Raw genomic sequence first — 18,128 nt, 5'->3', positions numbered from 1 at the left:
AAAGGAAATATTATCATTAGGAAGGAGCTTTTCACATATGAATGTAAAAACATTTGTGCTTGGCATCGGCGCTGGTCTTGTAGCAGGTGCTGCCGTAACATTATTCACAACTCCAAAATCAGGTAAGGAATTAAAGGGTTCTTTAACACAGTATAAAAATAACTCCTCAGACATTAAGAACGAATTACAGCAACGAATTACAATGATTAAGCAATCGGTTAATTCGATTAAATATGAAGTTCAAAACACGCTACCTGATGCAGTTTCAGGTATTAAAGAAGCTATTAGTAGATTCCAAGAAACTTCAGCTCCATCACAAGAAAACTTGAAGAAACACATTGAAGGTTTAAAAAAATCAGCCGATGAATTAAACGCTGAGATGGAAGAGCTTCAAAAAATTACACTGAAGAAAAAAAAGGGCTCAACAAACTAAGAGCATGAAGATTTTAAAAATTCATTTATTTCATTCTTTTCTCGTTGTATATTTTTGGGAAATAATGATATAATGAAAAAAAATGCGAAAGTGGTGGTAGCATGTCTGAAGATTTATATTCGGTGAAAGAAGCCATGATTTATTCACAACGAATTGCCCATTTATCTAAAGCACTTTGGAAGGCTGTTGAAAAAGATTGGCAAGCCTGGATTAAACCGTATGACTTAAACATCAATGAGCATCACGTTCTTTGTATTGCATCTAATTTAGAGGGCGCGTCTATTTCAGATATCGCTAAATTTGGTGTTATGCATGTATCAACAGCATTTAACTTCTCAAAAAATCTTGAAGAACGAGGATTACTTTCTTTCTCTAAACGTGATGATGATAAGCGAAATACATACGTTGAGATTACAGAAAAAGGTCAAGCACTGTTGCAAGATCTAAATGACAACTACGACAAAACAAATCATACTGTAGTCGACGGTTCGCTTCCGTTAAAAGAAATGTATGGTAAATTCCCGCAGTATCTTGAGTTAATGGCTGTCATCCGTAACATTTATGGTGACGACTTCATGGATATTTTTGAAAAGTCATTTGAGAACATGGAAAAACAGTTATAACATAATCAAAAATCCTCTTCAATTTCTTTATTGGAGAGGATTTATTGATACCATCACATTGTAAGCGTTCTCTTAAATTCATACTAAAAAAAGTACTTGCTTTTGTCATTAAAAAGACTTATGTTATGTATCGACGATTTTTATTCCCTGTTTTGGGAACGTCGCTGTACAAAGGAAGGACTACTACTTGGAAGCCCTTCAGTTATGAATGAATGGAGATGCTTACAGTGCATTGTTGGAAAACTATTAATGTGCAAAAACAATACGGACATGATCGTATTTTTCTATTTTCGATGATTTTCGTTTTTATTGTTTTTTCGTTTTTCTATATTTCAATTAATGTCTTTCGTCACGGTCCTATGTCTGATCAACGATTTTCATGGTTTTTACTCGTTTTATTATTGACATACCCTTTGCATAAATTATTACATTTTATGCCGATTGCACGTTATCGCAATCGACTACGCTTTTCAGTCGAAAGAAAATTCGGGATTATTCCCCTTTTAAATATGCGAATTCATGAACCAATTATGAAATCACGCTATTTGATTTCACTTATAATGCCTTTTATTATTATTAACTCGATCTTTATTATAGGTGCTATCACATTACCAAGTTTCCGCCACTACTTTACGATTCTACTCGCTTATCATAGTGGACTTTGTCTTATTGACTTGTTATATGCGAAACATTTATTAAAGACACCTAAAAAAGCATTGGTCGAAGAAACAGATAAAGGTTTTGAAATATTAGTTCCTTATACAAATACGCGAACAAACTTGTCAGCATAACAGTTCATTTGATATGCTTGAAGTGTATGATAGGAAGGGGGAACGGTCTTGATTATAATCGTCATTTTATTTGCGGTTTTTTACTTATTCCAGATCAATCGCATGACATATGCTCTATGCGCCAGAAAAGAAATTCCAGAAGAAAAACAACCAACGGTATACAGAACAATCAATATCTTAATCACGATTTTATTAGTTTCTTTATATTTAAAGACCTACTATTCAATTTAAGCCTCACTTCTATCTTAAAACGTATATTTTATACTTAGATTATAAACAGGAGCAGCGAACGTCGCTGGTTCTGTTTTTATTTGCATATTTTTAGTGTAAAAAGCAGATAAATATTTTTTTAAAAAATAATATAGTAAAATATGTATTTTTTTCATATCGTTGTATAGGCAACCTTTTTATTTTTTTATCGTTCTATGGTATAGTTACAAAAGCAATGGTTTATTAGGCTTAAAGAGATATTAGGTTGGGAGAGAATTTAATAATGAAAAAGACAGTATTAACATTGACACTTGCGGCTTCAGTACTAGGTTTAGCTGCTTGTGGTAATTCAGGTGACGAGAAGGTAGTCACTTCTAAAGTTGGCGATGTAACACAAGAACAACTTTATAAAGAACTAAAAGAAACTGCGGGCGATCAAGCACTTCAATTAATCATGATTGAAAAAGTACTTGAAAACAAATACAAAGTATCTGATAAAGAAGTAGACACACGTTACAAAGAACAAAAGGAACAAATCGAAGCACAAGGCCAAGATTTAAAAACTTACTTAGCGTCTCAAGGTATGACAGAAGATAAATTCAAACGCTACCTTAAACTGAACCTTCTACAAGAGAAAGCACAAACAGACGGCATCAAAATCTCTGATAAAGAAGCGAAAGAATATTATGATCGCACAAAGAAAGAATTAAAAGCGAGCCATATCTTAGTAGCAGATGAAAAAGAAGCGAAGAAAATCGAAGCTGAATTAAAAAAAGATTCAAAGAAATTTGCTGAACTTGCAAAGAAAAACTCAACAGACCAAGGTACAGCATCTAAAGGCGGCGAACTTGGTTGGTTCGGTCCAGATCAAATGGTACAAGAATTCACTGATGCTGCTTATGTAATGAAAAAAGGTGAAATTTCTGAGCCAGTAAAATCAAGCTATGGCTACCATATCATTAAATTAGAAGATACACGTGTGAAAGAAGTAAGTAAATCATTTGATGATGAAAAAGATGCAATCAAACAAACACTTGCTCTTAAGAAAGCAAAAGCTGAAGATCCAAACTCTACAAAACTACAAGAAAAAATTGCTAAGTTAATGAAAGATGCTGATATTAAAATCAAAGATAAAGATTTAAAAGACGCTCTATCTTCATTCTTAGGTTCTTCTAAATAAGTAAAGAAAAAGCATGATGGAGAATTATGATTCTCCTCATGCTTTTTTATTTATTCAATTGTTGGTTTGTAGAAAGCACGATTATCAAGAGCAAACAGACGCTCTGTAAATTCCCCTGCTTCTGTTTTTGATAATGCGCGTTTTAACATATTCATCTTCGCATCAATATTATCAATATAATGTAAAATCTCCGCTTCTTGAATCATTGGTTTTTTCGGGCTACCCCACTCTTCTTTACCATGATGTGATAACACCATATGTTGAAGTAGCATTACTTCCTCCCCTTCAATCCCAAGTTCCTCTGCAATCACTTCAATTTCAGACACCATAATTGTAATATGTCCCAGTAAATTCCCCTTCACTGTATAAACAGTTGAAACAGGTCCTGATAGCTCTACTACTTTACCGATATCATGTAAAATAATCCCTGCATATAATAAATCTCGATTAATTGTTGGGTATAAATCTGCAATTGCCTTTCCTAGACGTAACATTGACGTTACGTGATCAATTAACCCCGATGCATAGTCGTGATGATTCTTTGTCGCAGCTGGATATGTCATAAACGCAATCTCATGCTTTTTCACTAATTGTCTTGTAATACGATTAATCGCTGGATTGTGAATATCGAATAAATAAGATTGTAACTCCTCATACAATTGTTCTTTTGGTGTATCAGAAGATTGAACAAGGTCCGACACCTGAATTGGTTCGCCTTCTTTTACAGGTCGTATTTGTTTAATGCGTAACTGTAACTTCCCTCTGTAATCTTGAATTTCTCCACTAATATGCACAATACCACCTGCTGGATACATTTGAACTTGTTCATCACCTGCATCCCATAATTTCGATTCAATACTGCCACTCTTATCTTGCAAAATAAGGGTCATAAATGGTTTCCCCATTGTTGTAACACCCTTCGTTGCTTGTTTGATTAATAAATATTGGTTGACGGCTTCGCCAACACGTAATGTTGCAATTCCTTCCATCTCTTAATCAATCTCCTTTCCTCTGAAGTATTTTAAAAAACGCTTCAATATGATACTTACATAACATTTATTGTACCACTTTGGTAAAAAAGAAAGTATTTTAAATCCATTCGATTTCATCATAGTACATACTTTTTTTATCTATTCCTTGAAAAGCATAGTTATCCCTAGAAAGTTTTTAGTATTTCATATTATAATGAATAAGTATTCATTATTTTAAAAAGGGGTGCTTTATAATGAAATTTCGCTTTACTGCTTTTCAACCAACTGGGGAAGTTATTTTAGATGAAGATTGGGAATTTGAAAACGATCATGAAGCCAAAACAGCGGGTGCTGAAAAAATCGCCTCACTTGAATTAAGTGAAGCTACACATCGCTTAGTCAATTCAGAAGGAAAACTCATCCTTTTCCATTCGTAAAAATAAAGACTAGGAAACCACAAATATGTGTGGTATTCCTACTCTTTTCTACTCCCCTTTAAAGTTTGGTTTACGCTTCTCTACAAATGCGCGAATACCTTCCATATGATCTTTTGTATCTCGCATTTTCTTCTGACCTTCTGTCTCTTTCAACAAAACCGATTCGAGCTCTGGTAAGCGGCGTTCATTTAGAACCTTTTTCGTCTCAATCATCGCTTTTAATGGCGCATGCGAAAAACGTTGCACCATAGATTGTACAAATTCATCCACAGCACCCTCTGCTACAATTTCATCCACAAGACCAATTTTCTGTGCTTTTGTACCGCTCATAACCTCTCCTACCCAAATAGCTTGCTTTGCTTTCACATTGCCTAAACGCTCCTGCATGAAGAAATGCCCACCACCATCTGGAATTAACCCAATACCAATGAAGTTCATCGCAATTTTAGCTGTTTCTTCAGCGATGACATAATCTGCTGCGAGCGCCGTACTCAATCCAAGCCCTGCTGCTGCCCCGTGGACTTGAGCAATGACAATCTTCGGTAATGTATATAATAAACGCGTATAACGCGCTACAAGCGTCATAGCTTCTTCCAAATCTAAATCACCTTGAATCATTCCTTTAATATCTCCACCTGATGAAAAGGCCTTTCCCTGTCCCTTTAAAATAACGACTTGAATTTCATGTTGATGATGAAGCTCCTCAAAACAATCGCCTAACTCTTTCATCATTTCTAAATTAATTGCATTCATCGACGTTGGTCGATTCAATGTAATCGTTGCAACACGCCCTACCTGTTCAAAAAGAATTGTTTTTTCTGTCATATGGACACCCCTTATATTATGAATGATCATTCATTATTAATATTCGTGAAAAATCTGAAAAGTCCTTTATTTCTTTTTGTTACGAACATTTATACGAATGAAAAAAACGTATTTTAACACTTTACTACACTAATGGATAAGAACTTTTAATGTTTACGGAAACCCCTAAACCTTACACCTTCAATATTGTAAGCGTTTTACTTTTACTCTCTGATACAATTTCAAAGCTTTCATTGTCCTCTCTAAAAGAACGAACATTTAAATGATTAATAATTAAAAATGTTCGTTTTAATTCTTTTTAAAGGTCTTAAAAAAGGTTATTTTTAATATTTTTTTAAATTATCGTTGACATTACTTAACATTAGCTTTAATATAGATTTAAATTCAAATCACGCACAAATATGATGACGAAGACATGCTTATGATTTTTGAAAATCCCACAGCGAGCTGATGGTCGGTGCAAATCAGCGATTTCATGCATAAGTTCCACTTCTGAATAGGTATTCTGAACATCCAAAAGTAGGTTTACCCGGCACATGCACGTTACGCATATAGATAAGACTGTCCTCTTTGTATGGACAGTAAATTAGGGTGGTACCGCGTTACTAAATGTATACATTTAGCCTTTCGTCCCTTGCAATTTTTTTGCAGGGATGGAAGGCTTTTTATTTTTTCAAAAACGAAAGGGGAAATTTCATTATGTTAACAGATTATCAATTATTACGTATTCCAGGACCAACACCAATCCCACCGAGTGTAGAGAGAGCGATGACAAAACCGATGATCGGGCACCGTGGTAACGAAACTAGTCAGATGATTCAAAATATTAAGCCAAAACTGAAAAAAGTATTCGGAACAGAGCAAGATGTCATGATGCTAACAGGTAGCGGTACTTCTTGTTTAGAAGCTGCAATCGTCAATGTTGTACATCCAGGTGACAAGGTACTTGTCGTTGCAACTGGTGTATTCGGAAACCGTTTCACAAAAATTTGTGAAGCATACCAAATCGACGTAGAAGAGTTCCACGTTGAATGGGGTACAGCACTTGACCCAGAAGCTGTAAAAGCACATGTTCAAGCAAACCCAGAAATTAAAGCCGTATTTTCTACTTACTGTGAAACATCTACAGGTGTCTTGAATCCTGTTGGTCGTTTAGCACAGGCTGTACATGAAGTATCTGAAGCACTTGTCATCGTTGATGGCGTATCTTGTATGGCAGGCGTTGAAACGAAGATGGATGAGTGGGGATTAGATATTGTTGTAACAGGTGCTCAAAAAGCATTAATGTTACCAGCTGGTCTTGGCTTTATCGCTGCAAGCGAACGCGCTTGGAAAGTGATTGAATCAAATCCAAAACGCGGTTTCTACTTAGACTTAACAAAATATCGCGATAACTTAGCAAAAGATACGACACCATTTACACCTGCTCTATCTTTACTATTCGGCTTAGAGCAAGTTCTTGAAAACTTAGAAACAGAAGGTCTTGAAAATGTCTATGCACGTCACCGCTTAATGCGTGATATGACACGTGCTGCTTTCAAAGCACTAGATGTTCCGCTATTCACAAAAGATGAAGATGGTTCTCCAACTGTAACATCTTTAAAACCAACTGATTTCGATGCAGAAGCATTCCGTAAAGAAATCAAAGGAAGTTTCAATCTAACAGTTGCTGGTGGACAAGCTGAATTAAAGGGCAAAATTTTCCGCGTTGGTCACATGGGTTACTGCGCACCAACTGACGTACTTCAATATTTAGCTGCAATGGAAATTGCATTAGTAAAAGTAGGTAAGAAAATTCAGTTAGGTGCCGGTGTAGCTGCTGCACAGCAAGTATATCTTGAACAAACACAACAACGCGAACTAGAAGGAGCGAAATAATCATGGCAATTAATATTTTAATTAGCGATCCACTAAGCGAAGATGGGATTTACCCTCTTCGCCAAGAACAAGAATTAGATTTAAATATCGTTAGTAATACAGGTTTAGCACCTGAAGAACTAAAAGCAATCATCAAAGACTTCGACGTATTACTTGTTCGTTCTCAAACGAAAGTAACGCGCGAAATTATTAAAGCTGCCGACAATTTGAAATTAATTGGTCGTGCTGGTGTTGGTGTCGATAATATCGACTTAGAAGCTGCAACAGAAAAAGGGATTATCGTTGTCAACGCTCCAGATGGTAATACAAACTCTGCTGCTGAACATACAACAGCGATGATTATGGCGCTAGCTCGTCATATCCCACATGCTTACCAATCTTTAATGGAAGGTCGCTGGGATCGTAAAAAATTCGTTGGTGTTGAATTAAAGAATAAAACACTTGGTGTTGTCGGTTTTGGTCGTATTGGTCAAGAAGTGGCTCATCGCGCAAAAGGTAACCGTATGAACGTCATCGCTTATGACCCATTCTTAACAGCTGAAAAGGCAGAAAAAGCGGGTGTTGATTACGGTTCTGTAGAAGATGTCGCAAAAGTGGCTGACTTCATCACAGTCCACACACCATTACTTGATTCTACACGTCATATGATTAACGAAAATATTTTTAATATTATGAAAGATGGCGTACGTATCATCAACTGTGCACGCGGTGGAATCATTGATGAAGAAGCTCTTTATGCAGCAATCGAGTCTGGTAAAGTAGCTGGCGCAGCGCTTGACGTAATGGAAGAAGAACCTTTCGTAGGAAACAAATTATTAGACTTGCCACAAGTCATTGCAACTCCTCACTTAGGTGCTTCTACAATTGAAGCACAAGAGTCCGTTGCAGTAGATGTAAGTAACGATATTTTAAGTTACTTCAAACATGGTACAGTTTTAAATCCTGTGAACATGCCATCTGTTCCTAAAGATATGGTCGCAAAAGTAGAACCATTCTTCGAACTAGGCGATAAAATTGGTAAATTAGTTTCTCATTTAACAGACGAACCAATTAACGAAGTCAATATCTATTACTCTGGTGATTTAGCAAACTTCGATGTTCGTCCATTAACGAATAATACAGTAAAAGGAATTTTAACGCGTAACTTAGGTAATCACGTAAATAACGTAAATGCACGTTACCTAGCGGATCGTAATGATATTAAAATTAACGAGCATAAATCAACGCGTGCGAAAGCATTCTTAAACTCAATTACAGTTGAGTTAGTAACAAACAATACAACACATAAAGTAAAAGGTACGCTACTTGCTGGACTTGGCGCACGTATTGTACAAATTGATGACTATAATGTAGATATTAATCCAGAAGGACATATCTTATTCATTAAACATACAGATAAACCAGGTGCAATCGGTTTAGTTGGTACACTACTTGCAGATCAAAATATTAATATCGCAACGATGCAAGTTGGACGTGCAATTGAAGGTGGGGATGCCATCATGGTACTTTCAGTTGACCACGTAGTTGAACATGTTGACTTCTTAAAACAACAAAAAAATATTTTCGAAGTAAAAGCGATTACACTATAAATCATTTTCACAAAGGTAACAAGAGGAGGCGCGTTAATGCGTCTCCTCTTTTTTGCCATCATAAAGAGGATTACACATAAGCGTAATCCCCATCTTTTATTGTTTCATTTTATATAGACATACTGCAATTGTAAGTAACAACGACACAAAGACAATACGTTTCTTTTTACGACTTCGATTCATATTTCTTCCAATTCCTCCTCATGCCATTATAGAACGTGACACAAAAAAGAAAGTTTCCATTAAGCTTCAATAATTGCTTTTAATTCGCGCAAGTTCTGAATTTCATATGTAGGAATAACCGTCTCAGAAGGTGCTTTATGTTCGCGATTAATCCATACATTCTTCATACCAATACGTGATGAACCTAAAATATCAGTCATTAAATTATCACCAACCATAATTCCCTCACCTGCTGAAATATTGGCTTTTTCTAATACATATTCAAAAATAGAAGCATCTGGCTTTCCTTTACCAAAATCACCTGAAATAATAATATGATCGAAGTATGGCACTAACTCAGGTGTGATTTCTAATTTTGTATTTTGTAGACTTGGCGCACCATTTGTTAATAATACTAATTGGTATTTGCCTTTTAATTGCTCTAATACTTCAAACGTTTCCTCATATACAAAAGGACTTCTTTTACGCGCTTCAATAAAATATTCCCCTAACATTTCACCAAGCTGCGCATCTTCAATACCATATTCTTTTAATCCTTGTGTCCAAGCATCTTTACGATATTGCGGTACAATCGTCTTCATCTTTTGGAACGAAGGTGTTGGATCGTCGAATGTTCCCCACATTCCTTCGAAGGGATTGATACCAATCATTTGTGTGTAATCGTAGACTTCATAACTTGCGTATAATTTTCTCGCTGCCGCACGAACAGCCGCTTCTAACTCTTGAACATTCACTTCTCCATCCACATGTTTTGCTGCTTCTTCACATGTTAAACAAAAAGCTTCTGCAATACTTTTTTGATCCCATAATAGCGTATCATCTAAATCAAAAAGAACTGTTGTAATCGTCATATTAACGCCCCTATATCATTCATTTTTCTCTCTTTATTGTACTATATTTTACAATACAAACGACATGAATTCAGAAAATTACGATAGATCTTTATGAATAAAATTAAAAAAACGAACGAAAAACGTAACATTCAAACTAATGAATAATGTTTTCGTTCGTTTAGGCACTAATAATCAATAATACGTCCTTTTTCGGTCTCTGCTTTCCACACTTGAATTTGTTCGTCCGTTCCAAATACGTAGTGTCCTGGGTAAACTTCATGCGTCGTTTGAGTAGCACTTACACCTTCTGGTATATAAGGAATCCTTGTTCTTTTCGCTTCGGATATTGGATCTGGTAATGGGATTGCTGACAGTAAAGATTTTGTATAGGGGTGGATTGGGTGATTGTAAATGGCATTAGCATCGCCAAGTTCCACAATCTTTCCATGATGCATGACAGCGATTCTATCACTAATATATTTCACCATTGATAAATCATGCGCAATGAATAAGAAAGTTAAATTGCGTTCTTTTTGTAATTTTTTTAAGAGGTTTACGACTTGCGCTTGAATCGATACATCTAATGCTGAGATAGGTTCATCTGCAATAATAAAACTCGGATTTAAACTGAGTGCGCGCGCGATCCCAATACGCTGGCGCTGACCGCCTGAGAATTCATGTGCATAACGCCCTGCATGCTCACGATTCAAACCTACTGCTTCAAGCAATTGACTAATAACTTCTTTACGCTTCTTTTTATCTTTATGCATACCATGAATATCAAAACCTTCTGCGATAATCTCGCCGGCTGTCATACGTGGATTGAGTGATGCATAAGGGTCTTGGAAAATCATTTGCATCTCTTTATTAAACGTCATCTGTGATTGTCGATTTTTTCGCCCATGTACATTCTCATCGCGAAATCGTACTTCACCATCTGTAATATCATATAGACGAATAATTGAGCGCCCTGTTGTCGACTTTCCAGAACCCGACTCACCAACTAATCCTAGCGTCTCGCCTTCATACACTTCAAAACTAATATCATCGACTGCTTTAACTGTGCCGAAATATTGTTTTAAATTGCGTACCTCTAAAATTTTATTCGCCATCTACTGTTCTCCCTTCTGCAAGTATCCATCAATTCGTTTTTGTACTTCTTCTGGAATTGGAACGTTCGGCGCATCTGGATGAAGGAGCCATGTTTTTGCAAAATGAGTTGGCGTTACTTCAAACATCGGCGAATCTTTTTCGTAATCAATTGCCATCGCAAACTCATTACGTGCCGCAAAAGCATCTCCTTTTGGTGGATTAATCAAGTCGGGAGGCGATCCTGGAATCGTACGCAATAATTCGTCTGATTTATTATCTAAATCAGGCATTGAACCGAGTAAACCCCAAGTATAAGGGTGACGTGGATTATAAAAAATTTCATTTGCTGTACCATACTCGACAATTTGCCCTGCATACATCACTGCCACGTAATCAGCGACATTCGCCACAACACCTAAATCATGTGTAATGAAGATGATGGACGTATTACTATTACGCTGAATTTCTTTCATCAATTCAATAATTTGTGCTTGAATTGTTACATCAAGTGCTGTTGTTGGCTCATCTGCAATCAAAAGTTTTGGATTTGCTGCAAGTGCAATCGCAATTACAACACGTTGACGCATACCGCCTGAAAATTCATGCGGATATTGAGAAAAACGCTTTTCAGGATATGGAATTCCTACTTCATCTAGTAATTCAATCGCGCGCTTTTTAGCACCCTCTTTTGAGAAGTTCTTTTTATGTTTTAAAATTACTTCCATGATCTGTTTTCCAACTTTCATCGTTGGATTTAAAGCAGTCATAGGGTCCTGGAAAATCATCGCCATTTCATTGCCGCGTATTTTCGTCATCTCTTTTTCAGTTAACTTGACTAAGTCACGACCATCAAAGAGGATTTCTCCTTCTGCATAAATACCTGGAGGTTGCGGAATGAGCTTCATTAAAGCATTACTCGTTACAGACTTCCCAGAACCAGACTCGCCTACAATTGCTAAAGTTTTACCTTTTGCAATTGTAAAGTTCACACCACGTACAGCTTGTACTGTACCTGCATTCGTCTTAAAGTTAATCTTCAAATTTTTGACTTCTAAAATGATTTCATCCATATAAAACACTCCCTTATTTACGTAGTTTTGGATCGAGTGCATCACGCAGTCCATCACCAATGGCGTTAAAAGCAAAAATCGTTAGTGAAATAAAAATTGCTGGGAAAATCAGTCGCCAAGGTGCTGTATCAATCGCATTATTACCATCTGATGCCATCGTTCCCCAACTTGCTTGTGGTTGTGGTACACCTAGACCGATATAGCTTAAAAATGACTCTGTAAAAATAGCGTTTGGGATTGTTAATGTCATTGTTACGATAATCGCACCGAGAGCATTTGGAATAAGATGTCGCATAATGAGATGTCCTGTACTTGCGCCAAGTGTTCTCGCCGCGAGTACATACTCCTGATTTTTAATGGAGAGTACTTCTCCACGTACAATACGCGCCATATTCACCCACCCTGTAATGGAGAGGGCGATAATCATTGGTAACAAACCCGGTTGTAGTACAACAAGTAAGATAATGACAACTAATAAATACGGAACAGCTGTTAAAACATCTGCAATACGCATCATAATATCATCTACTCGACCACCTACAAGTCCTGAAATTGCACCCCAAGCAACACCGATAATTAAGTCAATGACTGCAGCGGCTAAACCGATAAATAAAGAAATACGTGCTCCGTACCAAATACGGGTAAATACGTCACGTCCTAAGTCATCTGTTCCAAACCAGTTTTTTGAGCTTGGTGGTTCATTAAACTTCCCTAAAATTTGGTCATATTTATAAGGAGATAGCATGGGTGCAAAAATCGCCATGAGTGCAATCAAGATAATTATAATTACCCCAATTACAGCCAATTTATTATGAGAAAAACGAATCCATACTTCTTTCCAAAAGGAAATGGATTTATCAGCTAATTGTTCATTTTTACGTTCGTCGACACCGACGATTTTAAATTTTTCAGGCGGGATTGGTTGCGTCATGATTTTTTCGCTCCTTTCAACTTGATACGAGGATCAATGAATCCGTATAAAATGTCAACGATGAGAACACCTAGGAGTAAAATAATCGAATAGAAAACGGTTGTACCCATGATAACTGTATAATCACGGTTTGTAATTGAGGTAACGAAATATTTACCAAGTCCAGGAATCGCAAAAATTTGTTCCACGATAAAACTGCCTGTAATAACTCCGGCAAAAAGAGGTCCTAAATAGGTGACAACTGGGAGAAGTGCATTACGGAGGGTGTGTTTGAAGACGGTTGTCCACTTTCCAATACCTTTGGCGCGAGCCATTTTAACATACTCAGAACTGTTTTGTTCTAACATGCTGGAACGTGTTAATTTTGCGATGAAGCCCATATGTGTAATCGCAATGGAGAGGGCGGGTAAGATGCTATAAGCAAAGCCATTCCAACCGCTGATGGGTAGCCAGCCTGCTTTGAGTCCAATAAAATATTGTAAAAGTCCTGCAAGAATAAATGACGGGACGGATATACCGAGTACAGCAATGATCGTACCTAAATAATCTGGGAATTTATTATGATAGAGGGCGGTGACGACACCGATTAATACGCCTAAACCAACTGCAAGTAACATGGCTTCAACGCCGAGTGTGAGTGATACTGGGAAACTTTCTGCAATCATATCATTCGTGGAGCGGTCTTTGTATTTCATGGATTGACCAAAATCAAATTGTGCAGTAGAGATGAGGTAATCTTTGTATTGAATGTACCAGGGATTATTGAGTCCATATTCTTCATTCATTGCTTTTTCAATTTCAGGTGGCAAACTTTTTTCGCTTGCGAAAGGACTACCAGGTGCGATACGCATTAGGAAGAATGTGATTGTTACAATAACAAATAGTGCAACAAGAATATAAGCAAACCTTTTTAAAATATATTGAAGCATCTTTCTACCTCCTTCTATTTTTGAATAAAACAAGAGGCTACACTTAATCGAATCCTCGACTAAGTGTAGCCCTCTTGTGTGAAGCCTAATAAGTGAGGTTCACTTATTATTTTTCAATTTTAACATCTTTTAAGCTGATTTCACCAAGGCGGTTAGGCGCCATGTCTTTAACGTAATCTTTTTCAACCCAAAGGTTTGTGTAGTAGTAGATTGGTGCTACTGGGAATTCAGTCATAAGAATTTTCTCAGCTTTTTTCATAAGCTCTTCACGTTTCGCTTCGTCAGTTTCTTTCGTAGCTTGCGTCATTAGAGATTTGTATTCTTTGTTTTCCCAACCAGTGTCGTTGTTACCGTTCTTAGCAGTGTCATAACGCTCTAAGAATGTGTAAGGGTCGTTGTAATCAGCAATCCATCCTAGACGACCTACATCATAATCTAATGAAGAAATCTTATCTAGATATACTTGCCACTCAGCGTTATCAATTTTAACGTTGATACCTAAGTTTTTAGTCCATCCTTCTTGAATGTACTGTGCGATTGCAGCATGTGCTTCAGAAGTGTTGATTGAGATACCGATTGTGATATCTTTTGCATCTTTAATACCTAATTCTTTCATACCTTCAGCAAGAGCTTTTTTAGCGCCTTCTACATCGTTATCTTTGATGTAACCGCGATCTGTTTCAAAGCCTTTGATTGCTTTTGGAACCATACCTAAAGCTGGTGTTTGCTCACCTTTTACAACGTTATCGATTAAACCTTGACGGTCAATTGATAATGTTAAAGCTTTACGGATGTTTTCGTTCTTAGTGAATTTACCTTTTGTATTGAATTTATACTCGTAAATAGCAGCATAGTCTTCAATTTTAAGTGATTTATCTTTTTTGTAACCATCGATTGCATCAAGTGGAACTGTTTGGAATGGAGAACCTAGGAAATCAATGTCACCGCTCTTGAACATACGGTTAGCAGTTGCTTCTGATTCAACCATCTTAATATCTACAGTACTTAGAGTTACGTTTTCTTTATCCCAGTAACTGTCGTTCTTTTTAAGAGTAATTGAGTCTGAATGTTTCCAATCTGATAAAGTGAATGGTCCGTTTGATACGTAACCTTTACCGCCTTCAGCTGACCATTTTGCATTTTTCTTAGCTTCTTTTTCATTTACTGGCATTGCCGTGTAGAATGCAGTAATTTCAGTGAAGTAAGGAGTTGGATTTTCTAACTTAACTACTAATGTTTTATCATCTTTTACAGTGATACCAACATCAGAATCTTTACCTTTACCTTCGTTGAATGCTTGAGCACCTTTGATTGGATATAGGATTGACGCATACTCAGAAGCGTTCTTTGGATCTAATGCATACATCCAAGCGTATTTGAAATCGCCTGCTGTTACAGTGTCACCATTTGACCATTTTGAATCACGTAATGTGAATGTGTAAGTTAATTTGTCATCGCTTACATCAATTTTCTCAGCAGCTGCTGGTTGCACATTACCATCTTTATCAACGCGAGTTAAACCTTCGAATACTGAACGTAAGATTGCGCCTGATGTACTGTCTGTTGCTTTTTGTGGATTTAAGCTTGGTGGTTCAGATGGAATAACTAAGTTTAGTTGTTCATTTGAATCCTTACCGTTGTCTGAGTCTTTGCCGCCGCTTTCATCTTTGTCTTTACCGCCAAAGCCGCAAGCTGCAAGGACTAGCATTACTGCTGATAATAATACAAGCAGTAGTGACTTTTTCTTCATAAATGAAGCCCCCTTTATTGAAATTATTCTTCCAAGTAGAAAAATAGCTACCTTGTATAGCTATTAATATAATATCAAAATGTATAGAAAATTAAAAACATTATCTTTTAATTTTTCAAAAAAATTAAAATAATTGTAAGTTTCTATTTTTTCTAACATCTATGACCAAATTGAAAACAAAAAAATATCATTATTTTGAATGTGCTTTTATCCTCAAAAGTAATAAAATACTTCATCACATTAAATAATTGATTCAATGAAACGAAAACAAAAACCATTATATACCATTTTTCAGTTATCTATTAACTAGTTAATTAAAAAAGCATGTTGGTAATTTATTTTCACATTCTAATGTTTCGCACAACAAAACTTCTCACTTATATTGTAATAATGAGAATATATAGTGAAGAAGTCACTTTTTTTAAAAGCGACTTCTTACTATTATATTGTTATATTTATGGACGCCATCTCTTCAATTGCTCTTCTGTTCCATAAACAAAATGACCTGGGAATACTTCATGTGTTTTTCCACCTTCGCCTACTTCCTCATGTTCATAAGGAATTCGTACACGTGTCGCTTCTGTTTTTGGATCTGGCAATGGAATAGCTGATAATAATGACTTTGTATATGGGTGTACAGGATGATAGTAAATATCTTCTGCTGTACCTAGTTCAACAATTTTACCACGGCGCATTACAGCGATACGATCACTGATGTATTTCACCATTGATAGATCATGCGCGATAAATAAATATGTTAAATCACGCTCTTTTTGTAATTGCTTTAGTAAGTTTACCACCTGTGCTTGAATTGAAACGTCTAATGCAGAAATTGGTTCATCTGCAATAATAAAGCTAGGGTCTAAGCTTAATGCGCGTGCAATACCGATACGTTGACGTTGACCACCTGAGAATTCATGTGCATAACGCCCAGCATGTTCACGATTTAAACCTACTGCCTCTAGTAATTCTCCAATAACTTCTTTACGCTTCTTTTTATCTTTGTGCATGCCATGGATATCAAAACCCTCTGCGATAATCTCGCCTGCTGTCATACGTGGATTTAATGATGCATAAGGGTCTTGGAAAATCATTTGCATTTCTTTATTGAATTGTTGTAATTCTTTTTTCGATTTTTTACCATGAATATTTTGACCTTTGAAGATAATTTCTCCACCTGTAATGTCATATAGACGGATAATCGAGCGACCTGTTGTTGATTTTCCACAACCTGATTCACCTACAAGACCGAGTGTTTCACCTTTATAAACATCGAAACTAATTCCATCGACTGCTCTAATCGAACCAAAATGTTGTTGTAAATTTTTAACTTCTAAAATTTTCTCAGACATATTGCTCGACCTCCTCACCTAAATAACCTTTAATGCGCTTTGCAACAGCTTCAGGTAATTCTACTTTTGGTGCATCTGGATGTAGTAACCATGTTTTCGCGAAGTGTGTTGGTGACACTTGGAACATTGGTGGCTCTTCTTCGTAATCAATTTGCATCGCAAACTCATTACGTGCTGCAAACGCATCACCTTTTGGTGGGTTTGTTAAGTCTGGTGGTGAGCCTGGAATCGTACGTAATAACTCATCTGCATTATTATCTAAATCAGGCATCGAACCAAGTAATCCCCATGTATAAGGATGTTTAGGATTATAGAAAATTTCATTCACTGTACCATATTCTACAATTTGTCCAGCGTACATAACCGCTACACGATCAGCTACATTCGCTACAACACCTAAATCATGCGTGATGAAGATGATTGATGTATTACGCTCTTTTTGAATTTTCTTCATTAATTCAATAATTTGCGCTTGAATTGTTACGTCTAGTGCTGTTGTTGGTTCGTCTGCAATAAGTAGTTTTGGTTCTGCTGCTAATGCAATAGCGATTACCACACGCTGACGCATACCACCAGAAAATTCATGTGGATATTGCGAGAAGCGCTGTTCTGGATAAGGAATCCCAACTTCATCTAATAATTCAATCGCACGTTTTTTTGCTTCTGCACGCGATGTATTTTTATTATGTTTCAAAATAACTTCTGTAATCTGCTTTCCAACTTTCATCGTTGGGTTTAGTGCTGTCATTGGATCTTGGAAAATCATTGCAATGTCATTTCCACGAATTTTTGACATTTGTTTTTCAGTCAGTGGAATTAAATCACGACCTTCAAACAAAATTTGACCATCTGCATAGATGCCTGGTGGTTGTGGAATCAGTTTCATCAATGCATTACTCGTTACAGATTTCCCTGAACCTGACTCACCTACAATGGCAAGTGTCTCACCTTGTTTCAAATCGAAGTTTACACCACGTACGGCATGTACAAGACCCGCATACGTTTTGAAATTTATTTTTAAATTTTTAACTTCTAAAATGGTTTCAGCCAT

18 protein-coding genes are annotated in these 18,128 nt (G+C 36.5%); 8 read left to right on the top strand and 10 right to left on the bottom strand.

Features of this window, described 5'->3' with window-relative positions; translation table 11 throughout:
• Positions 1 to 37 precede the first annotated feature (37 nt).
• From KGI01_RS02110 to KGI01_RS02090, 5 genes are all read left to right on the top strand, one after another.
• Positions 38 to 433: a YtxH domain-containing protein gene (locus KGI01_RS02110; RefSeq protein ID WP_141272864.1), complete on the top strand. Its 396-nt coding sequence runs from the start codon at positions 38 to 40 to the stop codon at positions 431 to 433.
• Positions 434 to 534: 101 nt separating this feature from the next.
• Positions 535 to 1,056 (top strand): HTH-type transcriptional regulator Hpr, encoded by a 522-nt coding sequence (locus tag KGI01_RS02105; RefSeq protein WP_068451090.1) that lies wholly within the window; start codon positions 535 to 537, stop codon positions 1,054 to 1,056.
• 227 nt (positions 1,057 to 1,283) lie between these two features.
• Positions 1,284 to 1,847 (top strand): DUF3267 domain-containing protein, encoded by a 564-nt coding sequence (locus KGI01_RS02100; RefSeq protein WP_068451087.1) that lies wholly within the window; start codon positions 1,284 to 1,286, stop codon positions 1,845 to 1,847.
• A 48-nt stretch (positions 1,848 to 1,895) separates the two neighbouring features.
• Entirely contained in the window at positions 1,896 to 2,078 is a 183-nt protein-coding gene (locus KGI01_RS02095; RefSeq protein ID WP_141272862.1) for a hypothetical protein, read from the top strand.
• A gap of 262 nt (positions 2,079 to 2,340) precedes the next feature.
• On the top strand, positions 2,341 to 3,237 hold the full coding sequence (locus KGI01_RS02090; protein WP_141272860.1) for a peptidylprolyl isomerase: 897 nt from the start codon (positions 2,341 to 2,343) through the stop codon (positions 3,235 to 3,237).
• A gap of 50 nt (positions 3,238 to 3,287) precedes the next feature.
• Here the strand turns inward: KGI01_RS02090 and yhaM are convergent, their stop codons facing one another.
• A complete protein-coding gene (gene yhaM, locus KGI01_RS02085; RefSeq protein ID WP_068451077.1) occupies positions 3,288 to 4,226 on the bottom strand; it encodes a 3'-5' exoribonuclease YhaM in 939 nt (312 codons plus the stop codon).
• A 236-nt stretch (positions 4,227 to 4,462) separates the two neighbouring features.
• Here yhaM and KGI01_RS02080 point away from each other — a divergent pair, with 236 nt between their 5' ends.
• The gene (locus KGI01_RS02080; RefSeq protein WP_373863109.1) at positions 4,463 to 4,645 is read left to right on the top strand and encodes a YhzD family protein; all 183 of its coding nucleotides are present in this window, start codon (positions 4,463 to 4,465) and stop codon (positions 4,643 to 4,645) included.
• A 48-nt stretch (positions 4,646 to 4,693) separates the two neighbouring features.
• On the opposite strand, the gene KGI01_RS02075 is transcribed toward KGI01_RS02080, so the two are convergent.
• Complete coding sequence (locus KGI01_RS02075) at positions 4,694 to 5,470, bottom strand: enoyl-CoA hydratase (protein WP_141272856.1); 777 nt, start codon at positions 5,468 to 5,470, stop codon at positions 4,694 to 4,696.
• 699 nt (positions 5,471 to 6,169) lie between these two features.
• Here KGI01_RS02075 and KGI01_RS02070 point away from each other — a divergent pair.
• Positions 6,170 to 7,348: a pyridoxal-phosphate-dependent aminotransferase family protein gene (locus KGI01_RS02070; RefSeq protein WP_141272854.1), complete on the top strand. Its 1,179-nt coding sequence runs from the start codon at positions 6,170 to 6,172 to the stop codon at positions 7,346 to 7,348.
• Positions 7,349 to 7,350: 2 nt separating this feature from the next.
• Positions 7,351 to 8,937: a phosphoglycerate dehydrogenase gene (gene serA, locus KGI01_RS02065; protein ID WP_141272852.1), complete on the top strand. Its 1,587-nt coding sequence runs from the start codon at positions 7,351 to 7,353 to the stop codon at positions 8,935 to 8,937.
• A 242-nt stretch (positions 8,938 to 9,179) separates the two neighbouring features.
• Here the strand turns inward: serA and KGI01_RS02060 are convergent, their stop codons facing one another.
• The 8 genes from KGI01_RS02060 to KGI01_RS02025 all read right to left on the bottom strand — a co-directional run bounded on the left by KGI01_RS02060 (position 9,180) and on the right by KGI01_RS02025 (position 18,128).
• The gene (locus KGI01_RS02060; protein WP_141272850.1) at positions 9,180 to 9,971 is read right to left on the bottom strand and encodes an HAD family hydrolase; all 792 of its coding nucleotides are present in this window, start codon (positions 9,969 to 9,971) and stop codon (positions 9,180 to 9,182) included.
• A 167-nt stretch (positions 9,972 to 10,138) separates the two neighbouring features.
• Complete coding sequence (locus tag KGI01_RS02055) at positions 10,139 to 11,065, bottom strand: ABC transporter ATP-binding protein (RefSeq protein WP_141272848.1); 927 nt, start codon at positions 11,063 to 11,065, stop codon at positions 10,139 to 10,141.
• Positions 11,066 to 12,115 carry an ABC transporter ATP-binding protein gene (locus KGI01_RS02050; protein ID WP_141272846.1) on the bottom strand — a complete coding sequence of 350 codons (1,050 nt, stop codon included), beginning with the start codon at positions 12,113 to 12,115 and terminating at the stop codon, positions 11,066 to 11,068. It abuts the gene before it with no gap.
• A 13-nt stretch (positions 12,116 to 12,128) separates the two neighbouring features.
• Positions 12,129 to 13,046, bottom strand: a complete 918-nt coding sequence (locus tag KGI01_RS02045) for an ABC transporter permease (protein ID WP_141272844.1) — start codon at positions 13,044 to 13,046, stop codon at positions 12,129 to 12,131.
• Entirely contained in the window at positions 13,043 to 13,975 is a 933-nt protein-coding gene (locus tag KGI01_RS02040) for an ABC transporter permease (protein WP_141272842.1), read from the bottom strand. Before KGI01_RS02040 ends, KGI01_RS02045 begins: the two co-directional genes overlap by 4 nt.
• Before the next feature lie 106 nt (positions 13,976 to 14,081).
• Positions 14,082 to 15,725: a peptide ABC transporter substrate-binding protein gene (locus KGI01_RS02035; RefSeq protein ID WP_141272840.1), complete on the bottom strand. Its 1,644-nt coding sequence runs from the start codon at positions 15,723 to 15,725 to the stop codon at positions 14,082 to 14,084.
• 455 nt (positions 15,726 to 16,180) lie between these two features.
• Positions 16,181 to 17,077, bottom strand: coding sequence for an ABC transporter ATP-binding protein (locus tag KGI01_RS02030; protein WP_068451045.1), 897 nt, complete (start codon positions 17,075 to 17,077; stop codon positions 16,181 to 16,183).
• The gene (locus tag KGI01_RS02025; RefSeq protein ID WP_068451042.1) at positions 17,070 to 18,128 is read right to left on the bottom strand and encodes an ABC transporter ATP-binding protein; all 1,059 of its coding nucleotides are present in this window, start codon (positions 18,126 to 18,128) and stop codon (positions 17,070 to 17,072) included. The genes KGI01_RS02030 and KGI01_RS02025 overlap by 8 nt, the downstream gene beginning before the upstream one ends.

The organism is Kurthia gibsonii, from assembly GCF_006539985.1.
Lineage (GTDB): Bacteria > Bacillota > Bacilli > Bacillales_A > Planococcaceae > Kurthia > Kurthia gibsonii.
This window is presented reverse-complemented; position numbering and strand designations above follow the sequence as displayed.

Coding starts and splice junctions, on each gene's coding strand:
- KGI01_RS02090 (WP_141272860.1), top strand. CDS start 2,341: ATGAAAAAGACAGTATTAACATTGACACTTGCGGCTTCAGTACTAGGT.
- KGI01_RS02075 (WP_141272856.1), bottom strand. CDS start 5,470: ATGACAGAAAAAACAATTCTTTTTGAACAGGTAGGGCGTGTTGCAACG.
- KGI01_RS02045 (WP_141272844.1), bottom strand. CDS start 13,046: ATGACGCAACCAATCCCGCCTGAAAAATTTAAAATCGTCGGTGTCGAC.
- KGI01_RS02050 (WP_141272846.1), bottom strand. CDS start 12,115: ATGGATGAAATCATTTTAGAAGTCAAAAATTTGAAGATTAACTTTAAG.
- KGI01_RS02040 (WP_141272842.1), bottom strand. CDS start 13,975: ATGCTTCAATATATTTTAAAAAGGTTTGCTTATATTCTTGTTGCACTA.
- KGI01_RS02070 (WP_141272854.1), top strand. CDS start 6,170: ATGTTAACAGATTATCAATTATTACGTATTCCAGGACCAACACCAATC.
- KGI01_RS02030 (WP_068451045.1), bottom strand. CDS start 17,077: ATGTCTGAGAAAATTTTAGAAGTTAAAAATTTACAACAACATTTTGGT.
- KGI01_RS02055 (WP_141272848.1), bottom strand. CDS start 11,065: ATGGCGAATAAAATTTTAGAGGTACGCAATTTAAAACAATATTTCGGC.
- KGI01_RS02105 (WP_068451090.1), top strand. CDS start 535: ATGTCTGAAGATTTATATTCGGTGAAAGAAGCCATGATTTATTCACAA.
- yhaM (WP_068451077.1), bottom strand. CDS start 4,226: ATGGAAGGAATTGCAACATTACGTGTTGGCGAAGCCGTCAACCAATAT.
- KGI01_RS02060 (WP_141272850.1), bottom strand. CDS start 9,971: ATGACGATTACAACAGTTCTTTTTGATTTAGATGATACGCTATTATGG.
- serA (WP_141272852.1), top strand. CDS start 7,351: ATGGCAATTAATATTTTAATTAGCGATCCACTAAGCGAAGATGGGATT.
- KGI01_RS02110 (WP_141272864.1), top strand. CDS start 38: ATGAATGTAAAAACATTTGTGCTTGGCATCGGCGCTGGTCTTGTAGCA.
- KGI01_RS02080 (WP_373863109.1), top strand. CDS start 4,463: ATGAAATTTCGCTTTACTGCTTTTCAACCAACTGGGGAAGTTATTTTA.
- KGI01_RS02025 (WP_068451042.1), bottom strand. CDS start 18,128: ATGGCTGAAACCATTTTAGAAGTTAAAAATTTAAAAATAAATTTCAAA.
- KGI01_RS02035 (WP_141272840.1), bottom strand. CDS start 15,725: ATGAAGAAAAAGTCACTACTGCTTGTATTATTATCAGCAGTAATGCTA.